The 16,748-nt window shown below is 60.9% G+C and carries 14 protein-coding genes; 8 read left to right on the forward strand and 6 right to left on the reverse strand.

The features are described from left to right. Window positions 1-51: 51 nt before the first annotated feature. Both ADU59_RS21295 and ADU59_RS21300 read right to left on the reverse strand, forming a co-directional pair. On the reverse strand, window positions 52-816 hold the full coding sequence (locus tag ADU59_RS21295) for an outer membrane protein (protein WP_139093200.1): 765 nt from the start codon (window positions 814-816) through the stop codon (window positions 52-54). A 416-nt stretch (window positions 817-1,232) separates the two neighbouring features. Continuing rightward, window positions 1,233-2,126, reverse strand: a complete 894-nt coding sequence (locus ADU59_RS21300; protein WP_068956308.1) for a LysR family transcriptional regulator — start codon at window positions 2,124-2,126, stop codon at window positions 1,233-1,235. A gap of 224 nt (window positions 2,127-2,350) precedes the next feature. Between ADU59_RS21300 and ADU59_RS21305 the strand changes: the two genes are divergently transcribed. Further along, window positions 2,351-2,791 carry a DMT family transporter gene (locus ADU59_RS21305; RefSeq protein WP_244506478.1) on the forward strand — a complete coding sequence of 147 codons (441 nt, stop codon included), beginning with the start codon at window positions 2,351-2,353 and terminating at the stop codon, window positions 2,789-2,791. Window positions 2,792-2,794: 3 nt separating this feature from the next. After that, window positions 2,795-3,226 carry a DMT family transporter gene (locus tag ADU59_RS21310; RefSeq protein WP_068956312.1) on the forward strand — a complete coding sequence of 144 codons (432 nt, stop codon included), beginning with the start codon at window positions 2,795-2,797 and terminating at the stop codon, window positions 3,224-3,226. 44 nt (window positions 3,227-3,270) lie between these two features. Here the strand turns inward: ADU59_RS21310 and ADU59_RS21315 are convergent, their stop codons facing one another. The 4 genes from ADU59_RS21315 to ADU59_RS21330 are packed head-to-tail and all read right to left on the reverse strand — an operon-like array spanning window position 3,271 to window position 8,593. Further along, the gene (locus tag ADU59_RS21315) at window positions 3,271-4,263 is read right to left on the reverse strand and encodes an ABC transporter permease (protein WP_068956314.1); all 993 of its coding nucleotides are present in this window, start codon (window positions 4,261-4,263) and stop codon (window positions 3,271-3,273) included. Between the two features lie 2 nt (window positions 4,264-4,265). Then, complete coding sequence (locus ADU59_RS21320) at window positions 4,266-5,213, reverse strand: ABC transporter permease (protein ID WP_068956316.1); 948 nt, start codon at window positions 5,211-5,213, stop codon at window positions 4,266-4,268. Continuing rightward, complete coding sequence (locus ADU59_RS21325; RefSeq protein ID WP_068956318.1) at window positions 5,206-6,819, reverse strand: dipeptide ABC transporter ATP-binding protein; 1,614 nt, start codon at window positions 6,817-6,819, stop codon at window positions 5,206-5,208. Before ADU59_RS21325 ends, ADU59_RS21320 begins: the two co-directional genes overlap by 8 nt. Before the next feature lie 16 nt (window positions 6,820-6,835). Next, window positions 6,836-8,593, reverse strand: a complete 1,758-nt coding sequence (locus ADU59_RS21330) for an ABC transporter substrate-binding protein (protein ID WP_068956320.1) — start codon at window positions 8,591-8,593, stop codon at window positions 6,836-6,838. 351 nt (window positions 8,594-8,944) lie between these two features. Between ADU59_RS21330 and ADU59_RS21335 the strand changes: the two genes are divergently transcribed. The 6 genes from ADU59_RS21335 to ADU59_RS21360 are packed head-to-tail and all read left to right on the forward strand — an operon-like array spanning window position 8,945 to window position 16,747. After that, window positions 8,945-10,540 (forward strand): ABC transporter substrate-binding protein, encoded by a 1,596-nt coding sequence (locus ADU59_RS21335; protein WP_244506479.1) that lies wholly within the window; start codon window positions 8,945-8,947, stop codon window positions 10,538-10,540. A 44-nt stretch (window positions 10,541-10,584) separates the two neighbouring features. Next, window positions 10,585-11,571 carry an ABC transporter permease gene (locus ADU59_RS21340; RefSeq protein WP_068956546.1) on the forward strand — a complete coding sequence of 329 codons (987 nt, stop codon included), beginning with the start codon at window positions 10,585-10,587 and terminating at the stop codon, window positions 11,569-11,571. Further along, a complete protein-coding gene (locus ADU59_RS21345; RefSeq protein ID WP_068956323.1) occupies window positions 11,568-12,407 on the forward strand; it encodes an ABC transporter permease in 840 nt (279 codons plus the stop codon). The genes ADU59_RS21340 and ADU59_RS21345 overlap by 4 nt, the downstream gene beginning before the upstream one ends. Then, window positions 12,404-14,068 (forward strand): dipeptide ABC transporter ATP-binding protein, encoded by a 1,665-nt coding sequence (locus ADU59_RS21350; RefSeq protein WP_068956325.1) that lies wholly within the window; start codon window positions 12,404-12,406, stop codon window positions 14,066-14,068. The genes ADU59_RS21345 and ADU59_RS21350 overlap by 4 nt, the downstream gene beginning before the upstream one ends. Further along, a complete protein-coding gene (locus tag ADU59_RS21355) occupies window positions 14,061-15,518 on the forward strand; it encodes an NtaA/DmoA family FMN-dependent monooxygenase (RefSeq protein ID WP_068956327.1) in 1,458 nt (485 codons plus the stop codon). The genes ADU59_RS21350 and ADU59_RS21355 overlap by 8 nt, the downstream gene beginning before the upstream one ends. After that, the gene (locus ADU59_RS21360) at window positions 15,515-16,747 is read left to right on the forward strand and encodes an acyl-CoA dehydrogenase family protein (RefSeq protein ID WP_068956329.1); all 1,233 of its coding nucleotides are present in this window, start codon (window positions 15,515-15,517) and stop codon (window positions 16,745-16,747) included. The genes ADU59_RS21355 and ADU59_RS21360 overlap by 4 nt, the downstream gene beginning before the upstream one ends. The last annotated feature ends 1 nt before the right edge of the window (window position 16,748 follow it).

A 16,748-nucleotide genomic window follows, 5' to 3' on the forward strand; every position in this document is an offset into this window, starting at 1 on the left:
AGAATTCGATGTCGATGCGGCAACCAGCAGCATCGGCAGCATCGAACGCCATTACATTCGCCATTTCAACCCGATACGAATGACATCGGCATTGATGTCATTCTCGTAACGCGGGAAAGCCCCCACCGGGTCGATGGCCGCGCCCGTAGCAGTCACAGTGCCAAAATCATAATGAAGATATTCGAGACCGACCGACCAGTTCGGCTTGAAGCGCCATTCGACACCTCCGCCTGCGACCCAGCCCGTTTCCGTGCCGCCACCCGAAACGTCCATGACACCCGGCGTTGGCGGCAATGCGCTTCGATCATAGGCGCGAACATTGATATCGGCGAATGCCACACCGCCTGTGACGTAGAAAAGCATATCGGATGCGGCAACGCCGGCGCGCAGACGCGCGCTCGCGGCCCAATCCAAATCGAAGCTCGTATGGGTATCGGCCGCACTCGCCGAGGTGCCGGTCTCCCCGAAGTTCATCAGCGAGAAATCAATGACGCCGCCAAGCACGAAGGCATTACCACCGATATCGAACTGACGATCGCAACCGGCCTCGACACCGCCGGTTAGTCCGTTGCCGTCCATACCAATCGTTTCGTTGAGTTGGTTCCACACATTGCTCGGTCCGGCGAAGGGGCCTTCACGGAAGGGCGAATCGATGGCATCCGCATTCACACGGCCATAACCGGTATTGGCACCGACATAGCAACCCGACCAGATGGGGGCAGTCGCTGACGGGGCAAACATGTCACCGGCAACAGCAGGCCGAAGACCAAGCATCAATACCGTAGCGATCGCGGTACAAAAGATATTGCGCTTCAAAATATGCCCCCCAGCAATCGAACGCCCGAGGGGCGTTTATAAGCTTCCTCTTAAAATTGATGTATAGGCGCCTTTCGTTCTGTCCGCCAGTCGATTTTCTTCCATCCTCTGTACTACAGAGTGCAATACAACCTTTTGAGATAGAAATATCACAGGTCGTTTGAGACGGTACAGGACCTTCATCCCGAACGGGTCTTCCGACTATTTCGAAGCGCTTTGCAAAGAATATCGCGATTGCCATAGGGGTAAGGCCAACCCCGATGATGGAGCTGGAAAATTGCTCGGTATTCTTCATGATGATTTACGCTCATTATTGCCATTCAATTCGATCTCCATGATCCTGCCGTTTAGAATTTTCACACCGCCGACTCGGACCACACATGGCGTTCGTTGCAGATGAGGGCCGCCATACAAGTCTAGGGATGTCGCGTCGCAGTTGATCGAGCGATGAAATCCACCAAAGTCCTGATATTGCGTGACGGATTGCTGCTCGCCGGCCAGAGAAGACGAAGAACACCCGCTTCCCTCACCCCATCCTGCAGCAGAGATACCAGCCGGCCATCACCGACATGCGTTTCGACGGAAACAGAAGGAACGCAGGCGATGCCCGCACCTTGCTGCGCCAACTCTATTCTGGCTTCCACCGTGTTGACGACGGCGGTGACCGGCAGATCGAGCTCAATGTCCACGCCATCCCAAGAAAGGGGCCATGTGTCGATCCTGCCCGTCTCCGGATGCCGGCGATGCAGGCACAGGTGACCAAGCAGATCGTCGGGAGACTGTGGGATACCATGAGCAGCGAGATACGCGGGTGACGCGACGAGCGCATGCCGGAACCGCCCGATTGTACGGCTCATCAGGCGGGAGTCGCGCACATCCCCTGTGCGGATCACCAGGTCGTAGCCTTCGTCGATCACGTCGACCAATCGGTCGGTCAGATCGAGCTCCAACCGTGCCTCGGGGTAAACCTGCATGAAGCGACCAAAGATGGGCATGAATATCATCGCCCATGTTGGCAAGCTGACGCGCATCGTACCGCGCACAACCATGCTGGCCTGTGACATTTCCTGTGCCGCGAGTTCCATTTCCGCAAGAATGCGCCGGCATCGTTCGAGGAAGATCGCGCCTTCGGGCGTCAGGTTTATGCTATGGGTATTGCGGTGAAAAAGCCGAACGCCCAATCGTTCTTCGAGGCGGGCGACAGCCTTGCCGATCGCCGATGCCGAAAGGCCGATTTGCCGCCCGGCTTCCACGAAGCTGCGCGTTTCAGCCGCGCGAACGAAGACTTTAAGCCCGCTGAAGTTTTCCATGGATCCGCCTCTGTTGCGGACAGATTAGTCCGCACAGACCGGAAAACCAGCACCTTTCGCTGGTATCCGAAAAAACCATCATTGCATGATGATCCAGTTCTTCAATTTATCAGCCGCCCGAAATCATCAGCGGCGAAGACCGCGCCATCCGTATCCGTTGGACTTGCACCGGGCCGGCCGTTCGAGGGCCAAAGATGCGTAAATGGGGAAGCCGGGATGCGATCATGGCGCTGTCGGCCGGTATTGTTCTTGCTGTTATGACCGACTGGAACAGTCTTCTTGCAAGGCACAGTTCTCCGCTTTTTGCATCATGGACCGCGCATGGCGTGGGGGCCATGGCCAGCCTCGCCCTTGTCGGGCTTTTGTCTTTCCGGACAGAAGCGGCACCGGCCAGCCCACGTCCACAAGGACGATGGCCGCTCTGGTCATATCTGGGGGGCATACCGGGTGCCTTGACCGTGCTGCTTGCGGCTGTCACGGTCAACAGCGCTCTTGGGCTCGCCGGCACCCTGGCGCTCATGCTGATCGGGCAGATGGCCTTCGGCATTGTGGCCGATACGTTCGGCTTTTTTGCTTTGACACGCAAGCGCCTTGGACTGCGGGAACTATGCGGCATCTTCCTGGTCGTGTCCGGAAGCATAGCTATCATCCTGGCGCGGAGCTGAGCGATGCTGTGGTTCGTCTGTCTTGCCTTGCTGAACGGTGTCCTGATCGGAACAGGCCGCGCGATCAACGGGCATCTTGGAAAGAAGATCGGAGCCATCCGAACGGCCCTTTGGGTGCACGCCATCGGCTTTGCCTTCCTCTCGCTCCTGATCGGACTGGTCTACCGCGACGATATCGCGGTGGGGCCGGATGTACCGGCGAGCGCGTGGCTTGGGGGCATGCTGGGCGTGATCTTCGTCGCGCTGAACAGCCATGTGGTTCCCAAGTTGGGCGCAAGCCGGACGGCAAGCCTCGTGGTCGCAGCCCAGATGATTGCCAGTGTCACCATCGACAGCGTCAGCAGGCCGATTTGCGGCATGACATGGATCGCGGCGGGAGGCGCGATCATGATCGCGACCGGCGTGTGGCTATCCACCTCCCCTGCCAAATCGTGAGCGGTAACAGAAACACCGCTCGTGTGAGAACAGGCAATTTCGCTTCAGCCAGCCGCAACGGGATCGCGCCATTCCGCGAGCAGATCCACGGTCAACGTACACAGCACGAAAGCGGCCGCGGCAAAGATCGTCGTGCCGATCACCACCGGAAAATCACCATCCAGAGCGGCGGCGATTGCCATGCGCCCAACACCGTCCAGCCCGAAGACGGTTTCCGTGACGATCGCGCCGCCCATGATTACCGCCAGTTCGAGACCGCCCAGCGTCAGGATGGGGTTGAGCGCCGCCTTCAATGCATGATCGAAATAGACCCGGTTTTCCGAGACGCCCTTGGCGCGGGCTGTGCGGATATAGTCCTGGCCGAGCACGTCGAGCATGCTGGCGCGCACCACGCGCTGGAAAATCCCGATTTCGGCGATGGCCAGCGTCAGCCACGGCAGCGCCAGATGACGCGCCCATTCGAACGGGTCTTCGACAAGGGGCACATAGCCACTGCTCGGAAACCAGTGAATGCCGATGGTCGATAGCTGGAAGAACAGAAAGAAGGAAATGAGGATGCCGCTGAGAAATGTCGGAATGGAAAGCCCGACATAGGCGAAAAATGCGAGTGCATGATCTATGAACTTGCCTTGCCAGCGCGCAGCGACGACGCCGCTGACGATCGCGATACTCATCCAGATGACAACCGCGCCGAGCGCCAGAGAGAGCGTAACCGGAGCCTTGGCAAGGATCAGATCCGTTACCGGCGCCTGCTTGCGAAACGAATAGCCAAGGGCGGGCGGCCAGTGCGCCAGTCCCATAGGCGCGCCCTGAATGTCCGGACCGCGAAACAGGTAGTACCAGAGCTGCAGATACCAGGGTTCGTCGAGCCGCAACGCCCGCGCAACCGCGTCGATGGTCTGCTGGGTAGCATTGCGCGGCGCCAGCATGGCGGCCGGATTGCGATAGGCGATCCGCGTGATGAAGAACGACAGGACCAGAACGATCAGTAGTGTCGATGTTGCGCGCAGCACGATGGAAAGCAGTCTTTTGGTCATGTCTATGTCCGGTGATGGGGATCGAGCACATTGCGCAGACCGGCGCTCAGGGTGTTGAAGGCTGCAACCGCGAGGAAGAGGGCAAGTCCAGGCCCGGCCAGGAACCAGGGCTGATCCTGATAGAGCGAGGTGCGCTGCGCCTCGGCGATCATGTTGCCCCAGCTGGGCATCGGTGCCTGGATGCCTACGCCGAGAAACGACAAGGTCGCTTCGGCAATGATGTTTGCCGGCAGTTGCACCGCCCAATAGACGAACACGACGGGCAGGATATTGGGCAGGATTTCAAGCAGGATGATCCGGCGGCGTGATGCGCCAATCGTGCGCGCGGCCTCCACCATTGGGCTGGTGCGCATCGCCAGAACGAGACCGCGCGTCAGCCGCGCGAAATACGTCCAGGAAAACAGCGCGATGATCAGAATGACGACGAGAACAGGCGGAATGATCGGCTCGCCGGTGCCACCACGATTGAGGGAAAGCAGGCTGAGCGCCGTCACCACGAAGGGAAAAGACAGCGCCACGTCGATCGCCTGTGAAATGATGCGATCGACCCTGCCGGCGAAGAAGCCGCTGACGAGGCCGATGGCCGTTCCGATGATCATGGCCACCGTTGTGGCGGGGATGCCGACGAGCAGCGAGATGCGTGCGCCGTAAAGGGTCCGCACGAAAACGTCCCGTCCGTTGCCATCAGCGCCGAGCGGAAAGGCGAGGCTCGGTCCGATAGGCAACCCCATCTCGTCCATCGCCGTGTCGCGGAACTGGTCCGTCGGGCCATGCCCGAGAAGCCATGCGACGGCAGGCGCCAGCAGCGCGGCAAGGATGACGAGCACGACCAGCGCGCCGCCAATCCGCACCGCCTTTTCGCGCCACAGGTTGCCAAGAACAAGCGAAAGCATGGAGGGCGGAGCAGGAAACACTTCTGCCGCCGTTACCACATGGATGCGATCAGACATGCGCTGCTTCCCTGATACCGGAAAGGGAAGGTGCACGCCTCTGGCCGGGGATCGAGGCAATCAGCTGGCGCGTATAGGCATGCTCCGGCCGATCGAAAACGCGGCCTGTCGGGCCGGACTCGACGATGTGCCCCTTTTCGAGAACGATGACGCGGTCGCAGAGTTCGCTCACCACACCGAGATCGTGGGAGATGAACAGGAAGGAGACGCCCAGCCTGTCGCGCAGCCGGCCAAGCAGCGCGAGGATCTTGGCTTGTGTGGTGATGTCGAGGGCGGATACAGGTTCGTCCGCCACGATCAGCGACGGCTTGAGCGCTATCGCCCGGGCGATGGCGATACGTTGCCTTTGGCCGCCGGACAGTTCCGAAGGGTAACGTTGCAGGATATCGGCCGGCAGTTCCATATCGTTCACGAGGTGGCGCACCCGCTCCCGCAGGACAGCCTTGTCGCTTTCACCATAAATGATGAAGGGATCAGCGAGGATGGCCTCGATCCGGCGTCGCGGATTGAGGCTGGCATAGGGGTCCTGGAACACGACCTGAATGGCCGCGCGCAGATCCGGGGCGATCCGCAGTCCGGTTGGACCCGGCTGGGCATAAATTTTCCCCTGAAAGGAAATCATGCCCGCATCAGGACGATCGAGCCCGGCGATCAGGCGCCCGATCGTGGATTTCCCCGATCCGGATTCACCGACCAGACCGAGGATTTCGCCTTTGCCGATCGAAAAACTGACATTGTCGAGCACCGGCCGTGTCGTGCCGAAGGAGCGGCCGAGATTGCTGACGGAAAGGAGTTCGGGGCGATGGGGCTCAGCCGAAATGCTTGCTGCCCGTTGTGGTCGCCCAAGCCGCGCGGCCCCCAGAAGCTCGCGCGTGTAGCTCTGCTGCGGGCGAAGATAGATATCGGTGGCCGGGGCCTTTTCCACGACATAGCCGTCACGCATGACGACAACATCGTCAGCGATATCGGAGACGACAGCAAGATCGTGGCTGATGAAAATCAGCGCGGTGCCATGTCGCTCCTGCAGTTTTTTGAGAAGATCGAGGATCGCGGCCTGAACGGTGACATCCAGCGCCGTCGTCGGCTCGTCGGCGATGATCAGTGCAGGGGTCAGCGCCATGGCCATGGCAATCATGACCCGCTGTCGCATGCCGCCGGAAAGATGCCGGGGGTAGTCCTTAAGCCGCGATGTGGGGTTCCCGATACCGACATCATCGAGCAGTGCCAACACCTGCTCCTCGCGCTGCCGGCCACCTACCCGGCGATGGGCGGTGATCGCTTCACCGATCTGCTGGCCGATCGTTTTCAGCGGATGAAGGTTGCTGAGCGGGTCCTGAAAAACGAAGCCGATTTCAGCACCGCGGATTGCGCGCAGCGCCTTGCGGGAAGCTCCCAGAATTTCCCGGCCACGGTGGAGGACGCTGCCCTCCACCGTGGCCGACTGTGGCAAAAGACCCGTCGCCCCGAGAACGCTGGCGCTCTTGCCGGAGCCGGATTCGCCGACGATAGCCAGCGTTTTACCGGCTTCGACACCGAATGAGACGCCGCGCACCGCCTGGATATCGCCGAAGCGAATCCTGAGATCGTTGACGGAGAAGACGGTCATGTCGTCCTCCACGGGCTCAGTTTTTGACGGCGATATTGGTGATATCGGCCTGTACCGCCAAGGATGACCAGGCCCAATGGGTGATGCGATCCGACGTGAGCGCGATCTTGCGTTTTTCGAACAGCGGGATCCACGGCAGGTCTGTGGAAACGAGCTTGTCCGCCTTGGCCCAGATCGGACCCGGATTGTCGGACGGGAAGGCTTCGGCAGCCAGCTTGTTGAGCTCCGGATTGCTGTAGCAAATCGAGTGGACATTACCGGTGCCGCAGGGCGAGGCGTCGGAATTCAGCCAACCGCCGAGCAGCATGCGGGTGCTTGGCCCCTGCCAGTCAGGAGAGAATTGCGAACCGAGCGAGATATCCCAGCGGCTGCTCGGATCCTGAATGAACGCATACCATTGCGTGGCCGGCACGGCGATGAGATTGAGTTCGATGCCTGCGGCAGCGGCGTCTTCCTTCACGGTAACCGCGATGGTTTCGAACTGGGCCGTGGTGCGATAGGCAGCGTCAAGCTTCAACCCGTTCGGATAGCCGGCCTTTGCCAGGAGTGCCTTCGCTTTTTCAGGATCCCCCTTGTTGCCGTCAGTCGGATAGGGATCGAAGGGTTCGTGGCCGAGGATCGTGGATGTGATGATCTGCGAGAGCGGCACGGCGGCAACCGGTCCGCCCTGCGACTGGACAAGATGCGCGCGGTTCACCGCATAGGTCAGCGCCTGGCGCACTTCCGGTTTGCGCAGTGCGTTTGCGCCTTCGCTTTGTGCTTCGGGACGGGCATTGAAGGTGATGAAGTTCGCAGAGCCGCTGTTGGAGGCATAGATTTGCGAATCCCTGTCATTCTGGAACCGGCGGATAGCGCTGCGTGGCGGAACTTCGAGATACAGTGACAGGTCGGCTTCGCCGGCCTCGATCTTCTGCACCACACTGTCTTCGCCATTGGCCGTGAAATCGACCTGGATCTCGTCGACATAGGCCTTGCGCGCCTGATCGCTTTCCGGCTTGAAATTCTTCGCCTTCTTCAAGACCAGCTTCTGGCCGTCCTGATAACTCTCCACATAATAGGGTCCGCTTGACGGGAAATTTTTGCGGAACTCCGCCGAGTCCGGGAAGTACCTGGAAGCGATTTCCGACGGGACCGGCGATACGAAATTCATCGAGAGGATATTGAGGAAATCGTAGTTCTTCGTGTCCGACTTGATAACCAGCGTCGCTGCGTCGGGAGCCGATACTCCGGAGATTTCGTGGCTGTCGATGAAGGCCTTCGTCGCCGCGAGGTCGCCGGTCGGCACCTTGGCGAATTCCTTGCAATAGTCGACGAAGCCGGAGATCGCCAGATTGAAATAGTTGATCGCCGCAACCTGCTTGTTCGGATCGCAGAAACGTTTGATGCCGTAAACGAAATCGGCGGCGACGATCTTGCGATCGGTCGGACCGGAAAAGAAGACGTCGTCCTTCAGATGAAAGGTGTAGGTCTTGCCGTCAGGGGTCACATCCCAGGATTTGGCGAGGTCGGGCACCAGATTGGTGTCGTCCTTGATGTCCGTCGTCGCACCCGGATAGGTCACCAGCTGGCGGGTTACGGCGCGCAGGATTTCCCAGGAATCGACGCTGTAACCCGTCAGCGGGTCAAACGCATCGAGGTCGGGCTGCAACGAAGCGATCCGCAACGTACCGCCGAATTTGGGCTCCTCAGCCATCGCCGGCGCCGTCAATGCCGTGCATGCTGCCAGGATCGGGAGCGTCAGCCGCCTTGCGGCGCTCCTCACGTGATTGAACATGGATCAATGTCTCCTTGAGTTATTATTGGCTATAATTTCTATAGATATTATCTATTATGGAAACGGATCGAATTTCGAATTCCGGCATCGACGGGGAAATTTCGCACCGCCAACCGCCTTCCCGTCAAAAAAAACGGTTCGTCTGAACGGTAAGCCACTTTGAACCTATGAAGGGCATGCACTCGGGAGATGGTCGCTTTTAAAGCCTGCAGGACCTTCGGCGATCAGGCGGATAGCGACAAATATTTTCTAAGACGGAGGCTAACTTTGGAATGGATCGACCGCGCCATCGCGGAATTTCCATTGCATAACTCTGCTAAATCTATGGATTTTATAAATTGGAGCGCCATCGTGCTGAAATTCCTATCTCGCATTCGCGCACTACGCATAGTCATCGGCGCGCTTTTGGGGCTCGCGATGGCATCGGGCGCGGCAGTCGCAGCCGAGAAGGGCGGCGTCCTCAACCTCATCGTTCAGCCCGAGCCGATCTCGCTCAATCCGGGAATCAACCGGCTCGGCCCGGCTACCTTCGTCGGCTACAAGATCTACGATACGCTGGTCGCCTACGATCAGAAGGACCTGTCGCCCCAGCCGCGCCTCGCAACGAGCTGGAACGTGTCTTCCGATGGCCTTACCTACACGTTCAAGCTCCGCGAGGGTGTGACGTGGCATGATGGCCAGCCTTTCACCTCCAAGGATGTCGCGTTTTCCTTTGGGGAATATCTTCCGGCGCAACATGCCCGCTCGCGGGACCTGCGCGCCGAGATCGACCGGATCGAAACACCTGACGATCTGACGGTGGTCTTCGTGTTCAAATCACCCTACCCGGCCTTCATCCGCTCGTTGAATGTGCCGATCGAGCCGGCCCATAAATATGTTGGCGTAACTGATTTCCGCAACGCTCCGGCCAATGCGGAGTTCATCGGCACAGGCCCCTTCAAGTTCGCGGAATGGAAAAAGGGCAGCCTGATCCGCCTGGTCCGCAATGAAAGCTACTGGGACAAGGGCAAACCCTATCTCGATGAGATCGTTTTCCAGGTCATTCCCGATGCCAATTCCCGTGCGATCGCGTTCGAGACCGGCAACGTCGATGTGCTGCGCGCGGGCGATGTGGAAAGCTTCGATGTCGCACGTCTGGCGGCGCTCGATGGTGTCAAGATCCGCGAAGATGGCTGGGAATATCTGCAGCCCGTCGGCTACATCCATCTGAACAACCGCAATCCCGTGCTGAGCAACATCAAGGTTCGACAGGCGATTACCCAGGCGATCGATCGCGATTTCATCATCAACACGATCTTCGCAGGCTTCGGCAAGCCGATCAACGGCCCATTCTCCAGTCAGTCGATCTTCAAGGATACCGCGGTCGAAACGGTCTATCCCTATGATCCGCAACGAGCAGCGCAATTGCTGGACGAAGCCGGATTCAAACCGGACACCAATGGTATCCGTTTCGAGGTCAGGCTTGTTCCACTTCCCTATGGCGAGCTCTGGTCGCGTCAGGCGGAATATCTACGCGAAGCGCTTGGCGCCGTCGGCATCAAGGTCGATATCGTTTCCACAGATGTGGCCGGCTGGGCCAAGCGGTTGACCACCTTCGACTACGATCTTGCCCAGAACTTCGTCTACACGACGGCCGATCCGGCGATCGGCATTTCCTATGGCTACAAGACCGTCACTGGCGACAATGCCGGTACGACCGGCGGCAATGTCAACGGCTACTCCAACAGGGAAGTCGACGCGCTGCTCGATCAGGCCGCCCACGAGCCCGATCAGGACAAGCGCAAGCAGCTCTATTCGAAGGTCCAGCAGATCATCTCCCGCGAGGTACCGCTCGTCTGGACGCATGACATCGTTTTCCCGACGCTACACCGGGCGAAGGTCCATGACCTCATCGTTTCGGCTCTGGGCACAGACGACAACTTTGCCTCGGCCTGGATCGAAAAGTGACCACGATTCTCAAGACGGAAGGGGAGCCGCTAAGCACGCACGCCATTGCGGGCTTCGGACCCGTTGCATGGTGGCTCGGAAAGGCTGCGCTTACCCTCTTTTCGGTGATCGTCCTGAGCTTCGTCCTGATCCGTCTGGCGCCGGGCGATCCGGCGCTGCTGCTGGCCGGCGATCAGGGCGCAGGCGACGCGGCCTTCGTCGAGGAGATCCGACATCATCTCGGCCTCGATCAGCCGCTCGCCATTCAACTGTGGAGCTATCTCAAGGCCGTTGCGTCGTTCGATTTCGGCATGTCCTATCGCGACCAGCGGCCGGTCATCGACATCGTTTTGGAAAGGGTGCCGGCGACTCTGCTGCTCACGGTGACGGCTTTCGTCTTTTCCATCATTGCCGGCGTCACGCTCGGTGCTCTCGCCTCCCGGCGTCCGGGCTCTGTCACCGATGCAGTGATCACTACCGCGTCGGTGGCCTTCTTTGCCATGCCGATGTTCTGGATCGGTCTCGTCTTCATCATCCTTTTCGCCGTCAAGCTCGGCTGGCTACCATCCTATGGCATGCGGAGCGTAACGGCCGAAGCGAAAGGTGGCTGGGCAGGATTTGCCGATCTGCTGGCCCATCTGATCCTGCCCGTCCTGACGCTCGGGCTTTACTACATGTCGATCCATGCGCGGGTCAGCCGCGCGGCGTTGCTGCAGATCACCGGCCTGGATTTCATCCGCACGGCGCGCGCCAAAGGCCTGGCGCCCGCAATCATCTGGCGGGACCATCTGCTGCGCAACGCATTGCTGCCGACGATCACCGTCGCCGCCATGCAGGCGGGACACCTGATCGGCGGCTCGGTACTCGTCGAAACCGTGTTTGCCTGGCCAGGGATTGGCCGGCTGGCTTTCGATGCGCTGATGAGCCGCGACTACAACGTCCTTCTGGCCGTGTTCATCCTGTCCTCCTTCGGCGTCATCGTCATGAACCTGTTGGCCGATATGGCTTACGGGCTCATCGATCCGCGGATCGATCGGGAGGCCTCGGCATGAGCAGCCGTGTCACCCATCCCTTGCTGCGCCCGCCGGTCCTCTTCGGTTTCCTCATCTTCGGCGCGCTGATCGTCTGCGTCGTCTTCGCCGACGCGCTCTACCCCGGCAATCCCTGGCGCATGGTGACGCGGCCCAACCTGCCGCCGCTGTCGCCCGGATATCCGGCCGGGACGGATATGCTCGGCCGCGATCTCGCCGCAGGCCTTGTCCACGGCGCACGCGCTACTCTTTCGGTTGCCCTCAGTGTTGTGGGTTTGGCCGTCAGCCTCGGTGTCGCGCTCGGCCTGGCTGCCGGTTATCTCGGCGCAGCGGTCGATGAGGTGCTGATGCGTGTCACCGAATTCTTCCAGACCATTCCCGGCTTCCTGCTGACGATCATCGTGGTTGCCATCCTGTCGCCGACACCCCTGAATATTGTCTTTGCCATCGCCCTTATTTCCTGGCCGCCGGTCGTGCGCGTGGTGCGGGCGGACGTGCTTTCGCTTCGCCGTCTCGACTGGGTGCGGGCGGCGCGGGTCAGCGGCCTGTCGCATGTCAGGATCGTCTTTTTCCATGTGCTGCCCAATGTTCTGCCGCAGATCATGATCCAGGCGTCTCTGATGGTCGCCGGCGCGATCATGATTGAATCGGGCATCAGCTTTCTCGGGCTCGGCAGCCGCGACTATATCTCGTGGGGTTTTCTGCTTGGCTCCGGGCGGACATCGTTCAACATCAACTGGTGGCTTTCGACCCTGCCGGGGCTGGCGATTTTCCTGACCGTTCTCGCCTTCAATCTCGTCGGCGACGGCCTCGAGCGCTGGCTCCATCCGGACAGCGGCGGCGGGCGGGGGCAATGACCGTGCAGGACACATTTCCGCTGGTCACGATCCAGAACCTTGACGTCGCATTGCCCAAAGGCAGCGACCGGCACCTTGCCGTTGCCGATGCGTCGCTGACCATTGCGCCCGGCGAAGTGGTTTGCCTTGTTGGGGAAAGCGGCTCGGGAAAGTCCGTTCTGGCGTCCGCGATCGCCGGGCTGTTGCCGGATACGCTGCATGTGACGCATGGCGCGCTGCGCTTCGACGGTGTGGACGTGCTGAACCTTAACGAGGCCGGGCTCCGGCGCCTACGAGGGGCACGCATTGGCTATATCTTCCAGGAGCCGATGGCCGCGCTCAACCCGCTGCTGACCATCGGCCATCAGATCGCCGAAGCACTTACGGCCCATGGGCATCCTGCGCCACCGGAGAAGATCGCCGATCTGCTGGCGGCGATGCGTCTGCCTGAGCCGGACACCCTTGGACATCGATATCCCCATGAGCTTTCCGGTGGCCAGCGCCAGCGCGTGGCGATCGCCATTGCGGTTGCCTGCGAGCCTGATCTGCTGATCGCCGATGAGCCGACCACGGCCCTTGATGTCACAACCCAGGCGGAAATCCTTCGTCTGATTCTCGATCTGCGCGCCAGCCAAGGATTGGCCGTCCTGTTCATCACCCATGATTTCGGCGTGGTCAGGGAGATCGCCGACCGTATCGTCGTCATGCAGAATGGTAAGATCGTCGAGGAAGGCCGTGCTGCGCAACTGCTCGCGTCCCCCGCCCATCCCTACACCAGGCGCCTGCTTGCCGCCGTGCCGCAACTGATTGCCGCCCGGCCGAGCCTGCCGAACGGGCGAGCCGTGCGTCTCGAGCTTGATCAAATCCGCAAGAGCCACGCAGGCCACCGCCGGCTGTTCGGGCCTCGCCAGCCGGAGACACAGGCGCTGCGAGGCGTCGACCTGACGCTCCGGGCTGGTGAAACGCTGGCCCTTGTCGGCGAAAGCGGGTCCGGCAAATCCACCCTCGGCCAGATCATCACCGGCCTTGCCGAGCGCGACGATGGGACATTCCGCCTGCTCGGCAACCCGATCGGCAAGGCGGCGGACCTGTTTTCGCGGTCGTTGCGTCCTACCGTGCAGATGGTGTTCCAGGACCCGAAATCGTCGCTCAATCCGCGGCACAGCGTCCGCCGGATTTTAACCGAACCGCTCATACAGACCGGCGTTTCGAAGGGCGAGGCCGAACGGCGAATGAAAGAACTCCTGCCGCGCGTGGGCCTCGATCCTGCCGTTGCCGGCCGCAAGCCCCATGCCTTTTCCGGAGGGCAGCGACAGCGTATCGGCCTCGCCCGCGCCTTGATGTCGCGTCCAAAGCTGCTCGTTGCCGACGAACCCGTCTCGGCACTCGACGTTTCGGTACAGGCACAGGTCCTGGAACTGCTGGATGACCTGCAGCAGGAGCTGGGGCTCGCCATGCTGTTCATCACGCACGACCTGCGCGTCGCGGCTCAAGTCGCGGACCGGATCGCCGTCATGCAGCACGGCCTGATCGTCGAGGTCGCTCCCGCCGCTGAACTGCTGAGAAATCCGCATTCGAACTATGCCCGGTCGCTTCTCGACGCCATTCCCGGACACCACGCCGTTCGCGACCTTTCCGCAGCCTCTTCATCGCCTGTTCTGGAAAAGATACCCCATGAGTGACACGACCAGCAGCGCAAAGCCGCGCAAACCGCTTCTTCTCAACGCCTTCACGATGAATGCCGTCAGCCACGTGGCCTATGGTTTGTGGCGGCATCCGCGGGATCAGCACTATCGCCATACCGATCTGGACTATTGGCAGGAATTCGGCCGGCTGCTGGATGGATCCGGGTTCGACAACCTGTTCATCGCCGATGCGCTCGGCCTGCTTGACACCTATGCCGGCAATGCGGGGGCATCGCTGGCGCTTGGCGTGCAATCGCCCCTGACGGATCCGCTGCTTATCGCCTCCGGCATTGCGGCGGTCACGCAAAAACTCGGGATCACCATCACGGTCTCCACCACCTATGAACACCCCTGGCTTCTGGCCCGCAAGTTCACAACACTCGACCACGTGTCGGACGGGCGGATCGGCTGGAACATCGTCACCTCCCAGCTCGAAAGCGCCGCGCGCAATCTCGGTCTCGACACCCAGCTCGACCACGATCTCCGCTACGATCGCGCCGACGAGTTCCTCGACGTGGCCTACAAGCTTTGGCTGTCGTCCTGGGAAGATGGCGCAGCCGTCCGCGACAAGGGCAGCGAGGCCAACCCCGAAGGCCTGTTTACCGATCCGGCCAAGGTCCATCCGATCGATCATACCGGCCGCTTTTTCAGCGTGCCCGGTCCCTTCATCGCGGAACCAAGTCCGCAACGGGTGCCGCTTCTCACACAGGCCGGCGGCTCACCGCGCGGCACCGCGTTTGCCGCCCGCCATGCCGAAGTGATCTTCGTCGTCGGCGCCGACGACGCGGCGCTCAAGCGGAATATCGAGCGCGTCAAGACCCTGGCGGCAGCCGAAGGGAGAGCGCCGGACGCCATCAAATTCGTCACGGTCGTATCCGTCGTGACCGGGGAAACAGACGAGGAAGCCGAGGCCAAGCTCGAGGAATATCGCGGCTACTTCGATTTCGAGGGGGCCGTCGTGCATTATGCGGCCTCTACAAATGTCGACTTTTCCGTCTATGGCCCCGAAACGCCGATCCGCTATATCGACACCCATTCCGGCCGCGGATTGCTCGGCATGTATGCCAAGGAGGAAACCGGACGCGAATGGACGCTGCGCGACGCGCTGGCACCGGCCCACGGCCTTGGCCGCGCCCGGCTTTTCGTCGGAAGCGGCAAGACGGTTGCGGACGCGCTGGACCGCTGGATCGATGCGACGGGCCTCGATGGCCTCAATATTCTGCATATGGTGAGCCCGGACACGTTTTCCGATTTCATCACCCATGTCGTTCCGGAGCTGCGCAAGCTCGGCCGCATACGGCCTGATGACGGCCCCACCACCTTGCGCAGCCGGATGTTCGGCCAGGAAAGCGCGCTCCCTGCGGCGCATCATCCGGCACACCGTCTTGCCCGAACACCGGCGGTCGATAGGCGCGATCCGGCTCCTTCCAAGGGAGCAGCAGCGTGACCGACCAGAATATCAAGACGACGGCCGGCAACCTGACCGAATGGCTGGCCCGCACCGCGGCGGTTGGCGCGGAACTGGACAAGACCGCGGTGGAGCGCGACACAGCCGGTCGTGACCCCGTTGCCGAAATCGAACTGCTGCGCCGTGCCGGACTGCTGACCATTGCAATCCCACGACGGTTCGGTGGCGGCGGTGCTACCGCCTCGGACATCCTGCGGGTCATCCGCCAGCTGGCCGAGGCGGATACCTCGATCGCACAGATCCTCGCCTATCACCTGTTCGGCAGCCGCATCGGCCTCGAAGGGGAAAACACAGCCTTGCGCGATAAGCGTCTCGAGGGGCTGCTCACCAAGGGCTGGTTTCACGCCGGCATTGCCCAGGCCGCCTATCCGCCTCTCATCGAAGCCAAGAATGAGGGCGATGCTTTCGTGCTGAACGGCACCAAATCCTTTACCTCCGGTGCGGCTGTAGCCGACAGCTTGCAGGTCTGGGTACGCTTTGCCGCGGGCACCGTCGTCGATGGCGCGGATGTCTCGCATTTTATCGGGCAATTCATTGTCGACAATCCGACGGCCGGCCTGACCTTCGGGGGCGACTGGGATTCGATCGGGCAACGATTGACCGTCAGCGGCTCGGCACGGCTGGACAATGTCCGCGTCACCCGCACCGATCTGGTCGGTTTCTATTCCGAAGAGACCAAACAACCACCCAACGTCACAGTCCACGTGCCGGTAATCCAGCTCGCTTTTACCGAGCTCTACATCGGCGCGGCCAAGGGCGCGCTGAAGGCTGCGCGCAACTACATCCGGACGGAAGGCCGCCCATGGGTCACCTCGGGCTACGAGCGTGCCGGCGATGACACGCTGATCATGGACCGCATTGGAACGCTTTCCGCCCGGCTCGCTGCGGCAGAGGCGCTTGCCGATGCCGCCGGTGTCCGTTCGGATGCAGCCATCGCCCAAGGCAAGGAACTGACCGAAACCGGTCGCGGCGAAGTTGCCATCATCGCCTATCAGGCGAAGATCATTGCTCACGAGACCGCGCTGGACGTTACCTCACGCGTCTTCGAGTTGATGGGCGCGCGTGCCGCCGCGCGCAAATACGGCTTCGACCGTTTCTGGCGCAACGTGCGCACCCATACGCTGCACGACCCCATTCATTACAAAGTGCAGGAGGTCGGAGATTTCGTCCTCAACGATCGTTTCCCGCAACCCGACTATTATCGCTGAG

It is taken from the genome of Pararhizobium polonicum, from assembly GCF_001687365.1.
GTDB lineage: Bacteria > Pseudomonadota > Alphaproteobacteria > Rhizobiales > Rhizobiaceae > Pararhizobium > Pararhizobium polonicum.

Bases quoted from the DNA above. Each gene is read 5' to 3' on its own strand.
- ADU59_RS21300 (WP_068956308.1), bottom strand. From the start codon at position 2,126: ATGGAAAACTTCAGCGGGCTTAAAGTCTTCGTTCGCGCGGCTGAAACG.
- ADU59_RS21305 (WP_244506478.1), top strand. From the start codon at position 2,351: ATGGCGCTGTCGGCCGGTATTGTTCTTGCTGTTATGACCGACTGGAAC.
- ADU59_RS21315 (WP_068956314.1), bottom strand. From the start codon at position 4,263: ATGACCAAAAGACTGCTTTCCATCGTGCTGCGCGCAACATCGACACTA.
- ADU59_RS21350 (WP_068956325.1), top strand. From the start codon at position 12,404: ATGACCGTGCAGGACACATTTCCGCTGGTCACGATCCAGAACCTTGAC.
- ADU59_RS21330 (WP_068956320.1), bottom strand. From the start codon at position 8,593: ATGTTCAATCACGTGAGGAGCGCCGCAAGGCGGCTGACGCTCCCGATC.
- ADU59_RS21345 (WP_068956323.1), top strand. From the start codon at position 11,568: ATGAGCAGCCGTGTCACCCATCCCTTGCTGCGCCCGCCGGTCCTCTTC.
- ADU59_RS21325 (WP_068956318.1), bottom strand. From the start codon at position 6,819: ATGACCGTCTTCTCCGTCAACGATCTCAGGATTCGCTTCGGCGATATC.
- ADU59_RS21355 (WP_068956327.1), top strand. From the start codon at position 14,061: ATGAGTGACACGACCAGCAGCGCAAAGCCGCGCAAACCGCTTCTTCTC.
- ADU59_RS21310 (WP_068956312.1), top strand. From the start codon at position 2,795: ATGCTGTGGTTCGTCTGTCTTGCCTTGCTGAACGGTGTCCTGATCGGA.
- ADU59_RS21320 (WP_068956316.1), bottom strand. From the start codon at position 5,213: ATGTCTGATCGCATCCATGTGGTAACGGCGGCAGAAGTGTTTCCTGCT.